General features: G+C 40.2%; 13 protein-coding genes. 7 read left to right on the forward strand and 6 right to left on the reverse strand.

Annotated elements, in window-relative coordinates; genetic code table 11:
- Nucleotides 1-28 precede the first annotated feature (28 nt).
- The 4 genes from ABMQ40_RS01955 to ABMQ40_RS01970 all read left to right on the forward strand — a co-directional run bounded on the left by ABMQ40_RS01955 (nt 29) and on the right by ABMQ40_RS01970 (nt 4,297).
- Nucleotides 29-508, forward strand: a complete 480-nt coding sequence (locus tag ABMQ40_RS01955) for a hypothetical protein (RefSeq protein WP_370895974.1) — start codon at nt 29-31, stop codon at nt 506-508.
- Nucleotides 508-1,872, forward strand: coding sequence for a M64 family metallopeptidase (locus ABMQ40_RS01960; RefSeq protein WP_370895976.1), 1,365 nt, complete (start codon nt 508-510; stop codon nt 1,870-1,872). Before ABMQ40_RS01955 ends, ABMQ40_RS01960 begins: the two co-directional genes overlap by 1 nt.
- A gap of 251 nt (nt 1,873-2,123) precedes the next feature.
- A complete protein-coding gene (locus tag ABMQ40_RS01965) occupies nt 2,124-2,873 on the forward strand; it encodes a T9SS type A sorting domain-containing protein (RefSeq protein WP_370895978.1) in 750 nt (249 codons plus the stop codon).
- A gap of 401 nt (nt 2,874-3,274) precedes the next feature.
- Nucleotides 3,275-4,297 carry a L,D-transpeptidase gene (locus ABMQ40_RS01970; protein ID WP_370895980.1) on the forward strand — a complete coding sequence of 341 codons (1,023 nt, stop codon included), beginning with the start codon at nt 3,275-3,277 and terminating at the stop codon, nt 4,295-4,297.
- Here ABMQ40_RS01970 and ABMQ40_RS01975 read toward each other — a convergent pair.
- From ABMQ40_RS01975 to ABMQ40_RS01985, 3 genes are all read right to left on the reverse strand, one after another.
- The gene (locus tag ABMQ40_RS01975) at nt 4,294-4,818 is read right to left on the reverse strand and encodes a hypothetical protein (protein ID WP_370895982.1); all 525 of its coding nucleotides are present in this window, start codon (nt 4,816-4,818) and stop codon (nt 4,294-4,296) included. The genes ABMQ40_RS01970 and ABMQ40_RS01975 overlap by 4 nt on opposite strands.
- 3 nt (nt 4,819-4,821) lie before the next feature.
- Nucleotides 4,822-6,147, reverse strand: a complete 1,326-nt coding sequence (locus ABMQ40_RS01980; protein ID WP_370895984.1) for a PDZ domain-containing protein — start codon at nt 6,145-6,147, stop codon at nt 4,822-4,824.
- A gap of 104 nt (nt 6,148-6,251) precedes the next feature.
- The gene (locus ABMQ40_RS01985; RefSeq protein ID WP_370895985.1) at nt 6,252-6,890 is read right to left on the reverse strand and encodes an alpha/beta hydrolase; all 639 of its coding nucleotides are present in this window, start codon (nt 6,888-6,890) and stop codon (nt 6,252-6,254) included.
- Between the two features lie 258 nt (nt 6,891-7,148).
- Between ABMQ40_RS01985 and ABMQ40_RS01990 the strand changes: the two genes are divergently transcribed.
- Both ABMQ40_RS01990 and ABMQ40_RS01995 read left to right on the forward strand, forming a co-directional pair.
- On the forward strand, nt 7,149-7,571 hold the full coding sequence (locus tag ABMQ40_RS01990; RefSeq protein ID WP_370895987.1) for a hypothetical protein: 423 nt from the start codon (nt 7,149-7,151) through the stop codon (nt 7,569-7,571).
- A gap of 139 nt (nt 7,572-7,710) precedes the next feature.
- A complete protein-coding gene (locus tag ABMQ40_RS01995; RefSeq protein ID WP_370895989.1) occupies nt 7,711-9,399 on the forward strand; it encodes a tetratricopeptide repeat protein in 1,689 nt (562 codons plus the stop codon).
- Between the two features lie 24 nt (nt 9,400-9,423).
- On the opposite strand, the gene ABMQ40_RS02000 is transcribed toward ABMQ40_RS01995, so the two are convergent.
- Nucleotides 9,424-9,651, reverse strand: a complete 228-nt coding sequence (locus tag ABMQ40_RS02000) for a hypothetical protein (protein ID WP_370895991.1) — start codon at nt 9,649-9,651, stop codon at nt 9,424-9,426.
- A 17-nt stretch (nt 9,652-9,668) separates the two neighbouring features.
- Nucleotides 9,669-9,893: a hypothetical protein gene (locus tag ABMQ40_RS02005; protein ID WP_370895993.1), complete on the reverse strand. Its 225-nt coding sequence runs from the start codon at nt 9,891-9,893 to the stop codon at nt 9,669-9,671.
- 304 nt (nt 9,894-10,197) lie between these two features.
- Here ABMQ40_RS02005 and ABMQ40_RS02010 point away from each other — a divergent pair, with 304 nt between their 5' ends.
- Nucleotides 10,198-11,220, forward strand: coding sequence for a T9SS type A sorting domain-containing protein (locus tag ABMQ40_RS02010; RefSeq protein ID WP_370895995.1), 1,023 nt, complete (start codon nt 10,198-10,200; stop codon nt 11,218-11,220).
- A gap of 307 nt (nt 11,221-11,527) precedes the next feature.
- On the opposite strand, the gene tyrS is transcribed toward ABMQ40_RS02010, so the two are convergent.
- Entirely contained in the window at nt 11,528-12,823 is a 1,296-nt protein-coding gene (gene tyrS / locus ABMQ40_RS02015; RefSeq protein ID WP_370895997.1) for a tyrosine--tRNA ligase, read from the reverse strand.
- Nucleotides 12,824-12,971 lie beyond the last annotated feature (148 nt).

Raw genomic sequence — 12,971 nt, forward strand, 5'->3', positions numbered from 1 at the left:
AAAAAAAATTAAATTAAAAAATATCGCCATGAAAAATTTACTTATTCTTTTTGCTGTTCCCATGCTTCTGTTCTGTAATTTTTTACCAGCTCAGAACTCAGACAGTACCGGAATGGGTCTTGTAAAAAGCAACCCCCAGATTGTTTACCTTTTTTTCAAAGTTGAAAAAACAGAATCCGGATCCGAAAAAATCATTTTGCAGGAAAAAAAGATTACGGATGGAAAATTAAAATCAGTACCCGCGTATGATGAAAGCTTGCTGAAAACCGGAGATTTTGTTGTTTCCCTTACAGATATCAACGGCAAGTCCTTGGTGAAACAGGTAGTTGAAGACCCTTTGAATCCTGTTATGGAAGTATATGAGAACGGGATCAGCAGAAATAAGGTTACCCTTCAGGCAGCAGAATTTAGTGTGAGATATCCTGCCTCCGAAGCCATCCGCATTGTGAGCATTGAAAAAGTGACCGTTGACGGTCCTCAATTATTATTCACCCAAAGACTATACTGATGAAAAAAACACTATTCCTGCTGCTTATCAGCAGCTTTTGCTTTTCCCAGGTTTTTGTAACAGAGCCCGTTTTACAGAACGGCTCCAATGACAAGCGTATTAATATTGCTGTTTTAGGAGACGGCTTTACGGCCTCCCAGCAAAATAATTTCATAAGCTCTGCCCAGGCTACGTTAAATTATCTTTTCACGAAAAGCCCGTATGCGGAATACAAGAATTACTTTAATGCCTATGCCGTAAAGGTGATTTCTGCAGAATCCGGGACGAAGCATCCCGGTACGGCAACAGATGTTGCAGAACCCGTAATTCCGGTTTCCAATCCTAATAATTACCTGGGCTCTACGTTTGATTACGGAGTTCACAGGTGTATTTACAGTAGCGCCACCAATAAGGTGGCCCAGGTACTTGCCGCGAATGTTCCGGATTATGATATAGCCTATATTCTCGCCAATTCTACGGAATATGGAGGATGTGGCGGAACCTATGCGTTTGCATCCCTGAATGCCTCTTCCAATGAGATTGTGGTGCACGAATTAGGTCATTCCTTCGGCCAGCTGGCGGATGAATACTGGTTTGCAGGTTCAGGGGAATCGGCGAATAAGACCCAAAATTCAAATCCGTCCACTGTAAAATGGAAAAACTGGGTAGGACTGAACGGGGTAGGGGTTTATCCCCATGCTGAAAGCCCTAGCTGGTTTCGTCCGCATCAGAGTTGTGAAATGAGATACCTTAACCAGCAGTTCTGCTCTGTCTGCAAAGAAGCGATCATAGAGCGGATCCACTCGCTGGTTTCACCTGTAGATTCCTATACTCCGGGCAATGCCACTATGGTGAATGCAAGCTCGAATGTTACCTTCACGGTAAATGAGATCCTGCCGATTCCCAATACCTTAGTAAATTCATGGACCTTGAACGGAACCGCTCTTCCTGCAACGGGTAATTCCGTGACCATTTCCCCTGGCCAGCTGAATATCGGAAACAATATTCTTCTTTTCTCAGTGACGGATAATACCCCTCTTGTAAAGGTGAACAACCATAGCACCGTTCATTTTACCAATATTACCTGGACCCTGAATAAATCTACACTTAATGTTTCAGAAATCAGGACGGAAGAGAGAAGATATAGCATTTACCCTAATCCTGCCGGCCATGAGTTTTATATCAGAGGAAAACAGGATTTTTCAAAGAATCTGGAAGTGGCTTTATATGACGTTAGCGGAAAAATATTCCCTGTAAGATCTGAATTAAAAGATCCGGCCACAATATGGGTGGATGTGAATAATATTCCTGCGGGAACCTATATGGTGAATGTTACCGAAGAGAATAAAGGACTGATCATTTCCCAAAAGATCGTAAAAGAATGATTGATCAGAAGCAAAACAGATGGTCCCTGATTAAACAGATTCCTTATTCTCAAAGAGAGGGGAAGCCGAAAACCTGACAGAGTAGGCATTCATAGATTATTAAAAATGCAAAAATGTTAAAAAAATTACAAAAGCTACTATTTTTTTGTAGCTCCCGAAATCTTATAGCGGCTATTGTTTTAGTCCTTTTTTCTCCGGATTTTAGTTCACAGATCGTGTATACAGATGTTCTCCCCGATAAAATGATATACATGGTCCCTGGATTTCAGCCGGCAATTAATGCTAATATGATTGATTTCAATAATGATGGAATAGCGGAGTACAATTTCAGATCGGATGACTTTGGTTCTTCCTGGTTTATGCATATGGTATATGGTCCTGGAGGTTCCGGAGGATCTCCAGCCAATCAGATAGCGTTAAAAAATCCCTCAACGATATCATTTGCGCAGGTCGTTAAGCCTTTACAGCTCAACGATTTGATTGATGGAGATCTGACATGGGGGACCTCGTTACCTGAGCCCTTTATTGGTGTCACGAATACTCCCACAAATACGGATATTAATTTCCTGGGGTTGGGAGACCGGTATATCGGGGTGAAATTCCCTTTGAACGGGAATATACACTATGGCTGGATACTTGTGAATTTTGAAGACAGCCTTCCTTACCGAAGGTTGGTCATAAAATCATATGCCTATAATACAATTCCCAATGCATCAATACTGGCCGGACAAACAAATACCTTAGGTGTGGATACGATCAGTTCAAATAGAGCGGAATCATTTATATATCCGAATCCTGCTAAATATGAGATCATAGTACCTGAACACACATCTGAAATTACAGTGCTGGACATAACGGGAAAAGCAGTACTTCAGAAAAAAGTGCCTTCGGACAGGAAAGTTAATGTCAGGAGGCTTGAGAAAGGGAGCTATCTGGTAAGGCTTACTGATAAAAACGGTAACACCACATACTCAAAGATGATAAAGTCAGATACAGAATAAATAAATGCGGCAGGCTGATGTGCTTGCCGTATTTTATTTAATAATTAAATATCTGTAAATGAAATGTAAAGGAACATTGCAGCTACAAATTGAGTATGGATAATAGTCATTCCCGTTGCATACCATGTAGTTATAAAATAAACCCATTACCTGGTTGGAATGGGTTTATTTATTAATTTGTATGGCCACAACTAATGACCCCCGAGATATTTAATAAGAATTGCCTGTGACCAGCTTGTTAAGCTCTTTCTCCGGGTTCGTCATGGCAGGATCAGGATAAAGAGATCTGTCACCGTTTTTTTACGGTATTTTTTACGATCGCTTTCATTATTCAAAATTAGGTCTGATATTTGTACAATAGCAAAACAAACTGACTGCTTTTATTTATGAAAAACATTTTTGTGAAAAAAACATTTTTATATCTGTTTTTATCAGCATTATTTTTAGTTTCCTGTAAGAAAGAGATTGAGAAAATAAATGATACTTTTAAGGACACCGCGTCTGCCGGGGAAGTTCCCCCAGCTGAAAAAGATTCTGTGAAAAAGGATTCTGTGGTAAAAAAAGAATCTGTGCCGCCGGCAATGCAGGAGAACGGATTTTATAATGCTTTTATTCTCCCCAAAGATAAAAAACTGAGAGACTCCATGTTTTCTGTGTTCAGTAAAAAGTATACGGAAAAAGAGCGTTATGCCATTCTGGCTTTGAACAGACTGGACTCGAAGAATAAGTGGAATGCCGATACCCTGGTGGTTCCGGCAGAAATAGATACCACCCTGATGTCTTATTCCCCTTTTCCGATGCAGCTGGATGTATTGAGCAACGTGAAAAAGTTTGTGATCTTTTCCTATCCCATCCAGGCCTATGGAGTATATTCCAACGGGAGTCTTGTGAAATGGGGCCCGACGAGTATGGGAAAAAAGTCCGCCCAGACCACCAGAGGCCTGACATTTGCCAACTGGAAAAAGAAACTGGCTATCTCTACCGTAAGCAGCGAATGGAAATTACCTTATAATTTTAATATTTTCAACTCCGGAGGAATCGGGTGGCACCAATATGACCTCCCGGGATATCCGGCCTCGCATTCATGCTTGAGGCTGCTTATGAAAGATGCGCAGTGGCTGTATTCCTATGCTGATACCTGGATATTGAACCCCGGAGGAGCTACCACGAAAGCCAAGGGAACTCCCGTAATGGTATACGGAGATTATCCGTGGGGTAAAAGGAAGCCGTGGAGAAAATTGCTGGATGACCCGAATGCCAATAACATCTCTGTGGAAGATATGACCAGGCTTATTGAACCTCACATTGAAAGAATATTAAAAGAACAGGATAACAGGGATAGAGTGGTGGATTCCATTAAGGCCGCCAAAGCCCTGGAAGCGCCTGTTCCGGAGCCTGCCCCTGCCGGGGAGCCCGCCACTTAATCTTTCCGCTCAAACTGCAAGGTTGATTCCTCTGCAAACCTTCTCAGCATTTTCATTTCCTCCTTACCCTTATACTGGCCGAAGCGTGCGGCAGCATAGGTAAGCGCAATGCATACAAGCATTATGTAGGATGCATATATCGCCCAGGGAAACTCTTCGCTGTCGATCTGCTTTTCTACATAATACATGGAAAAGAATGTCATCCAAAGGATTGAAAATGAGAAGTAGAGGAACATGAAGAACGTCCATACTGCCGAGCTGGGTCCGAAAATGCCCCTGATAACTGTTTTACCATCCTCAATCTCCGTTCTTAAAGATAAGGTTGGCTTCCAGTAGCTGTTGTGTTCTGTTTCTACACAAATGGTAGCAACTTCCTTATTGACATTGCCCGAAAATTCACCTTTATGCTCACTAAGGTATTTTTTTAGATTTTCGGCATACTCTTCTCTGCTGAGATCGGTAAACATTTTGAATCTCGGGCGTGTTCTAATCCTGTCCAGGGTAGTTTCTTCGGTTTTCATATATTATTCTTGATAGGGAATTGGGTCTTCTAAAACGAAACTCAACGTTAATGACTGGCCTTTTCTTTTTACCACCATTTTAACGGTTCTTCCTTCATGTGATTTCATCATTTCCATGATCTGCTGTAAAGTCATGTCTGAAGCTTTGCTTCCATTGATGGTAATGATCTGGTCATCTTTTTTAAACCCTGCCTTATCCGCAGGAGAGCCTTTTCTGACGCCTGCAATGGAAAAAACGGGTTTTAAAACGAACTTATACTGAAATTTGTCGTTTTGGGCTGTATATTCACTGGTCGCTTTATTGGCTTTGGCGGTCTCTATCTTTACCAGGTTTTCCTGCCACTCAAGACCGTCCTGCTTAAAATCCAGTCCGCTCATATTGAAATGGAAAGGATCATCAAAATCTTTATTCGGTTTAAGGTAAAGCTTCTGATCAGGGTAGTCCAATGCAACGGTGAAGCGGCGCATGATTTCGGAACCTACGGAACCTTTCCTGTTTTCTACAAGATGAACATGCTGTATGGAAAATTCATCGGGCATTGCCGCGAGAGGCTTTTCAAATCTGAAATCTCCCAGATAAAAATTACGGATCCGGCTCCTTTTACCATAAATATCCCCGTTAAATCCCCTTCCCAGAAAATCATCAATATTAGGCCGGTTATAGACAAAATCTTTGATCAGGGTAGGGAAGAGCCATACAGGATCACTGTTTCCCAGGTCCAGCAAAAGCTTTGAGCTCTTTTTTTCATTGGTCATCACCACATCCCCGAAAATATATGGCTTTTTTTGCTCTATGCTGATATCGAAAGCTTTGAATTTCCTCGTTTTTTTCCTGAATAACCCCTTATCATTATATACAGTGATTTTTTTTGAACTGTAATCGATCACAATGGGATGATCTTTGAAAAAATGATAGCCAATGACCCCATTTACGGGGATCCCGACATGGGAAGAGATATTAAATTCCTGATCAAGAATAAGATAAATAACCAGAGAATCATTCACCAGCAGATCTCCGATTTTCCCCGTATTGCTCTCAGATCTGAAACCGTCTATACTGAGATCTCCCCCCAGCCCCGAAAACTTTATCTTCTCAACATTGGAAAGCCGTACCTGCTGATTGTCTAAGCTGAAAAGTAGAGTTTCGGCTACTCCCGTATCCAGCAGAAAAGTAAGGTCCGCACCATTTATGTTGATGGGAATAAAGATCAGATTGTTGATGAACTGGAAAGGAATAACGGTCTTTCTGGCATCTTTTACTGTAAATGAGTTTTGGGCATCTATAAAAATACTCAGAAAGAAAGTTAATATCAAAAACGGTTGTTTCATTTACTGAATTTAATAAAATAATTCATATAAAAAATAAAAAACATTCCCAATCCTGAGAATGTTTGTATAAATGGTAACAGATTTTAGAAAATGGTTTTTTTTAATTATTTAGACAGGAAGTCCATCAGATCAATATAATTTTTCTGATTTACGCCGTGTCCGCTCATGTATTCTCTGAAAGTAAAGTAACAACCGAGGTCATATAAAAGATCAGCGGCTTTTCTGCCCCAGTCCAGGGGGATTACAGCATCATCTGTCCCGTGTGATATAAAAAAGCGTAGCCTTTCCAATTTCTTTTTGTCCTTAACGATATTTTTTAACAGCTTTTCTTCCGGGTAGCTGCTCAGGCAGGCAACATTGTTAAACATTTCGGGATACGTTAAGGCCAGGGCATAGCACAGGATACCTCCCTGGCTGAAACCGCACAGATGCGTTTTGCTTTCGGTGAGCCCGTAATGGTTTATGATTTTCAGAATGCTTTCCAACACGGCGTTCAGGGATTCATTGGCCTGGGCTATATCTACAAAATTATCAGGGTTATTGAAATCTATATCGTACCAGGAATATCCTTCAAACCGGGTGCTTCGGGGTGCTCTGAAGCTTACAATAAGCCAGTCCGAAGGAAGCGTTTCCCTGAAACTGAAAAGGTCTTGCTCATTGCTTCCGTATCCGTGAAGCATAAAGAGGATGGGAGTATCCGGATTGATATTTTCGGGTTCCCTTACTAAATAATCTAAATTCATGGAACAAATATAAAAGATAATTGACAAAATCAGATAATAACTAAGCCCTATTGGCGCCGGATACCAGAATAATTTTATGCGGATCATTAATTGTCTGAAAATGAATGGTTTTATCAGCCCTGTGAGGCCGGGGAGCAGGCTGTGATCTTTTTATTGATTTGATATTACTTGGAAATCTTTATTGGAAATTTTACATAAAAATTATTTTTATATTGATAAAAAAGTTATATTTGAAACATAAAAAATCTATTTGGAGAAATGAAGCAATTTTACAAATCAAAAAATTTACTTAGACTTTCTTTTTTATTCATCGTATTATTTTCGGTAATTTCTGTAGTTAATTCTTGTAAGGATGATGACGATGATGATGAATTTACAGATCACATAGTACAGTTTGAGGCAAAGGGAACCACCGGAACTGTTTTTAAAACTGTAGTAACACAGGTAGGTACGAGCCAGAATACAATTTTTGATCCTACGGGGACTACGTGGACCAGCGGGGAAATGTTCGTAAACTCAAGCCAGTCGCAGCTGAATTTGGCCGCTAATGCAGTTTTACCCAATGCCGATTCAAAGCTGATCGTGAATATCTGGATTGATGGTGAAGTTGCCAAATCCGATACCGTTGAAGGATCCGGAACCAAAAGTGCAGCAGTAGCGTACAGCTTCCTGGAATTGTAAGAATATAAAAAACTATATATTAGGAAAAGAGAATGCTTCCGCATTCTCTTTTATGTTTTATGTCATCTGAATTCCCGGGCATATTTTTATTTGAGGTTAAGGATAAAAATAATTATCTTGGCAGTTAATTACAGAATCCATGTGGAGAAGAGTATTGGCATTCATCCTGCTTATTGCATCCTTACAGGTATTCCCACAAAGTCAGAAGAATATACAACAGTATAAGGATAAGTTCTTCATCTATCAAAAGATAGGTGTCGACAGTGCATTAATGTATCTGGACAAAGTCTTTTCGTCAAATAAAGATATTGATCAGGCCTTTGCCCGGGCGGCGAGACGGTATCTGCTCACCATTACAGGTAAAGATTATAACGGGAAAGAGGACCTTATAAAAATTAATTCCTATCTGAAAAAGATTCCGGAGACGGATGAAAACTATACAGACCTGTCCCATATCTATAATATTCTCGGAAATACGGATATGGCGGACCAGATGCCTAATGAAGCGCTGAGGAAGTTCATCAAAGCAGATCATTTTGCCCTGGAGAATAATGACGTTAAACAACATATTAAAATTAAAGGGAATATAGCTTTTGTAAAGCTGAATCTGAAGCAGACGGATGACGCGATAAAGGAAACCCGACAGACCCTCAGGCTTCTGGAAGAAAACAGGGATTTGTATCCAAAAGAAAATTTTGAGATTATTTACAACAATCTGTTTTCTAATCTTGGACATTTATATTCAGATAAATTTATAGCTGATACGAACAGGAATAAGAAATATGCGGACAGCGCATCATATGCCCTGAATCAACTGCTTGAGGTGGCGAAGGATAAAAAATTATTGGCCGGAACATACCTGATGCTGGGAACCCTTTATAATAAAAAAGAAAACTACAAAGAGGCCACCGGATATTATCAGAAAAGTTTGGATCTCTATAAATCCCTGCAGTTTAAAGATGAAATACTCAACCTGAAATATAATATAGGGGTCAATTATTATGAGCAGGGGGATTACAAAAGGTCCAAATCCAGCTTCCTCGAAATATCCCGTTTAATGGAAAAAGATGGTGTGGTGAATATCGATTATATATTTACCCAGGATTATCTCTCCAAAATTTATCTGAAAGAAGGAAAAACGGATTCCGTGGAATTTTACAGCAACAGGTTTGTAGATTTATATAAAAGAAATTCAGAAGCTGAAAAGAAGAACATTGCCGATCTTTATAAAGAGATCAATTCCAAAAACCTGAATGATGAGATTTCCAAAAATTCCTCTGTCCTGAAAAGCCAGTTGCTTCTGATCTTTGTCTTAATCCTCCTGCTAATCGGAATAACGGTTTACATGCTTTCCCAGGCAAGAAAAAAGAAACATACGGAACAACGGCTCAATGAACTGCTGTTGCAGGTAAAAAATGATACGGTGAATACCATGAGTCCCAATAAAAGTACTTTCACCATAAGCAATGAAAAAGAAGCGGAGATCATAAAGAACCTTCTTGAGCTGGAAGAGAAAAAGCTTTATCTGAAACAGGAATATAATCAGGCATATGTAGCTAAAAAATTGAATACCAATACCACATACCTTTCCCAGACGATTAATAAATACATGAAAAAATCTTTCAGCGAGTATACCAATGAGCTAAGGGTTAACTATATCCTCAAAGAATTATCGGAGAATAAAAAGATCAGGGGCTATACTACCCAGGCATTGGCAGATCTGGTAGGCTATAAAAGCGGTATTTCTTTTGCGAGGACCTTCAAAGAAAAAACGGGTGTTACCCCGTTTCAGTATATCGAAAAATTAAATGCGGAAGTATCTTCCTGAAGTGTTCTGTTTCACGGTTTAGCTTTAACAGTTACGTACATATTCCTGTGTGCATTTATTCTGAAAAAGGCACTCGGAAATAGGTATCAGGACACACGGGTCAATCACATTTCCGGATCCGCCGCCATTGTTTGTTCCGCCTCCTGTTCCTCCACGGGGGTCATTCCCGGTATTAAAAGAGGTTCCTCCGGCAACAATGGCAGATTGTTCTTTTCTGGATAATTTCTTTAAAGGGGTAATAGTAGTTTTCATTTTTTTGTTTTATTTAGTTAATTGTCCGCTGGTGGAGAAGTACAAGGGTTGATCGTAAGGTCATAGCATACTATATTTCCTGTCCCGCCTCCGTTATTGGTTCCTCCGCCGTGGGCTGTTCCGCCTCCACCGCCTTCCTCACCGCCTATGGCACCCGTACCTGCACCTGATCCTCCCAGAATGGACAGTTGTTCTTTCCTGCATAATTTTTTAAGCTTCGAATTAATTTCTTTTTTTTTCATAGTGTTATTTTTAGATTGTATTCTTCTTATTAAGTATGAATGATGTAAAATTAAAAATTAATGATTGTTCAGCATGCAATCCTCAGGGTAGCCTGTGTGGCTGGTCCTGGTTTTAGATGTAATTGTCACAGAATAAACGTTTTAAAATCTTTCTTATGGCAAACTTTTTATAAAAAGTTATATATGTTTTTATAAAATATTGTGAGATGTCCTTTTTTTATACTCCGGCTTGAGCAACATTTGCAATTAGGATTCCGGAAGAAAATAAAATATCATAACAATCGGATTATAAAAACATGCAATTATGAAAGCAAAATATCTACTCATTATTATTGCCTTTTTTTTCAAGGCCAAAGCGCAGCCCACCATTACCAGTGCGGATATTATTAATGGTGCCTTCCAGTTTACGGAGGTCAGCTTTAATCAGGGCGCCTATACTCCGGGTAACGGAGGAGCCAATGTAACCTGGAATTTTTCTGCCATACAGGGTACGGTGGGAGGTGTCAGACTGCTTTACGGGAACTGTTCTTCAGCTGTCCCCGAATGCGCATCCTTCCCTACCGCAAACCGGTATGTAGTAAGCCTGGATGCTAACGGGAACCAAAGTGATGATAAAAACCTGTTCAGAGTTACCAGTACACAGTTTGAAGCTTTGGGATCGAGAAATATAGCTAACAATTTTACCCTTACTTACACGGATACCCCCATCCAGCTAAAATTTCCAGCCACCTATCTGCAGTCCTTTACAGACACCTCTTCATATACGGTGAACGGTGTAACCACCAATACCAGTGATGTCATTACTGCTGACGGATATGGGACCCTCATAACTCCGGCGGGAACATATACCGATGTTTTAAGAGTGAAAAAGGAGAGTGCCGTCACTATAAGCATGGGTGGCTCTACAGTTTCAACAACACAGATTACAACATATACATGGTATAAAAATAACAGGGAACAGATCGCCGGATTCTCGGTAAGCAATATGATATTTCCGGTTCCGCAGGCGATACCGTCCACCTTCCGGTATACCACCAATACCAATTTAGCCGTTCAGGAAACTTCTGCCGGAAAGCCGGTGATGGTATATCCAAACCCTACCAGAGACGGTAAAATATGGATTGATACCGGAAACAACAAAATAAAATCCGCTTCCATCCATGATGCAGCCGGAAAAAAAATAAAGACCTTATCTGCAAGCCGGATGAAACAGGAAGGAGAGAAATATACCATTGATCTGCGTAACTATCCTGACGGAAACTACATCATACAGATGGAAACAGAACACGGCACAATTTCCAAGACCATACAATTGGTGCAAAAATAATATCTGGACTTTACGCTTCTTAAAACAGGAATGGGTAAACTCCGGACAGAATTAAGACTGAAAAATTTTACACCGGATATTAAAGCATACATTTGCCTTTGTATTAACAATATTGCTGTTGGGATTGATCGACGATGATGACAATAATGATGAAGATCCTTACAATATGATTGTTGAGCTGAAGATATCTATTTTGCTTGAATTACAGTAAATATGAAGTAGTTTTTTTATGCAGTAATTTTGTACTAAAAGAGAGACACCTGATCAAGGTGTCTCTCATTATGGTAATACTGTCCGAAGTTTTATCTTATTGAACCCTGATGATAAAGTAGCTTTTTTTACCTTTCTGAAGCAATAAAAACTTACCGTCGATCAGGTCACTTTCACTGGCAGTAAAAGTATCGTTCACTTTTTGTTTGTTTACCGAGATGGCATTTCCTTTTATTTCCCGCTGAGCCTCGCTTTTAGATTTCAGGAAACCCGATCTTTCAGAAAGAAGATCAGCCAGGCTTACTCCTAAAACGTCTGCCCGGGCGATTTCCTTTTGCGGAACCCCGTCAAAAATTTCTAAAAAGGTTTCTTCATCAAGGCTTACAAGATCTTCTGCCGTAGAACGCCCGAAAAGGATTTCGGATGCCTTCAGGGCTTTTTCGTATTCCTCTCTTCCGTGTACCCAGACCGTTACTTCTTCGGCAAGTTTTTTCTGAAGCTTTCTTTCATGAGGAACGGTTCTGTGTTCTTCAATCAGCGTTTCGATTTCCTCTTTGCCCAGGAAGGTGTAAAACTTGATAAATCTTTCGGCATCTTCATCCGTAGCATTCAGCCAGAACTGATAGAATTTGTACGGAGACGTTTTCTTTTTATCCAGCCAGTAGTTTTCACCGCTTTCAGATTTTCCGAACTTGGAGCCGTCTGCTTTTGTGATCAAAGGAACGGTTAAGGCAAACGCTTCACCCTGTGCCTTTCTTCTGATAAGTTCCGTACCGGTGGTGATATTTCCCCATTGGTCCGAACCTCCCATTTGAAGCTTTACGTTATTGTTCAGATATAAATGAAGGAAATCATATCCCTGAATAAGCTGGTAGGTAAATTCCGTAAAGCTCATTCCTTCCGCACCACCCTCGCCGGAAAATCTCTTTTTTACGGAGTCTTTAGCCATCATGTAGTTTACGGTAATGTTTTTTCCAACATTTTTGGCGAAATCAAGGAAGGAAATATTCTTCATCCAGTCGTAGTTGTTCACCAGCTCCGCTTTATTAGGCTCCGTGCCTTCAAAATTCAAAAATCGGGAAAGTTGTTTTTTCAGGCAGTCCACATAATGAAGCAATGTTTCTTCATCAAGCAGATTTCTTTCCGAAGATTTGCCTGAAGGGTCGCCGATCATTCCTGTAGCTCCGCCTACCAAAGCAACAGGTTTGTGGCCATGCTGCTGAAAGTGCGCCAGGATCTTTATCTGAATAAGACTTCCGATATGCAAAGAATCAGCCGTGGGATCAAAACCAATATATGCGGTAGTTACCTCTTTATTCAGTTGCTCATCGGTCCCGGGCATCATATCGGCAAAAAGACCACGCCATTTTAGTTCTTCAATAAAGGAATTCATCTATATTTTCTTTTAATTTAACCGTGCAAAGATAATAAATTCAGTGCTAAGGAGAAGAAAATGGTGATCCGTAAACGGTATAATTTTGAACCAGATGTGAAACGGTGAGGAAGAATTATTATAAAAACAGGAATGATGTCTTTTGCAT

The sequence above is a fragment of the Chryseobacterium gossypii genome (assembly GCF_041361455.1).
GTDB lineage: Bacteria > Bacteroidota > Bacteroidia > Flavobacteriales > Weeksellaceae > Chryseobacterium > Chryseobacterium gossypii.

Coding starts and splice junctions, on each gene's coding strand:
- ABMQ40_RS01955 (WP_370895974.1), top strand. CDS start 29: ATGAAAAATTTACTTATTCTTTTTGCTGTTCCCATGCTTCTGTTCTGT.
- ABMQ40_RS01960 (WP_370895976.1), top strand. CDS start 508: ATGAAAAAAACACTATTCCTGCTGCTTATCAGCAGCTTTTGCTTTTCC.
- ABMQ40_RS01965 (WP_370895978.1), top strand. CDS start 2,124: ATGGTCCCTGGATTTCAGCCGGCAATTAATGCTAATATGATTGATTTC.
- ABMQ40_RS01975 (WP_370895982.1), bottom strand. CDS start 4,818: ATGAAAACCGAAGAAACTACCCTGGACAGGATTAGAACACGCCCGAGA.
- ABMQ40_RS01980 (WP_370895984.1), bottom strand. CDS start 6,147: ATGAAACAACCGTTTTTGATATTAACTTTCTTTCTGAGTATTTTTATA.
- ABMQ40_RS01985 (WP_370895985.1), bottom strand. CDS start 6,890: ATGAATTTAGATTATTTAGTAAGGGAACCCGAAAATATCAATCCGGAT.
- ABMQ40_RS01990 (WP_370895987.1), top strand. CDS start 7,149: ATGAAGCAATTTTACAAATCAAAAAATTTACTTAGACTTTCTTTTTTA.
- ABMQ40_RS01995 (WP_370895989.1), top strand. CDS start 7,711: ATGTGGAGAAGAGTATTGGCATTCATCCTGCTTATTGCATCCTTACAG.
- ABMQ40_RS02000 (WP_370895991.1), bottom strand. CDS start 9,651: ATGAAAACTACTATTACCCCTTTAAAGAAATTATCCAGAAAAGAACAA.
- ABMQ40_RS02005 (WP_370895993.1), bottom strand. CDS start 9,893: ATGAAAAAAAAAGAAATTAATTCGAAGCTTAAAAAATTATGCAGGAAA.
- ABMQ40_RS02010 (WP_370895995.1), top strand. CDS start 10,198: ATGAAAGCAAAATATCTACTCATTATTATTGCCTTTTTTTTCAAGGCC.
- tyrS (WP_370895997.1), bottom strand. CDS start 12,823: ATGAATTCCTTTATTGAAGAACTAAAATGGCGTGGTCTTTTTGCCGAT.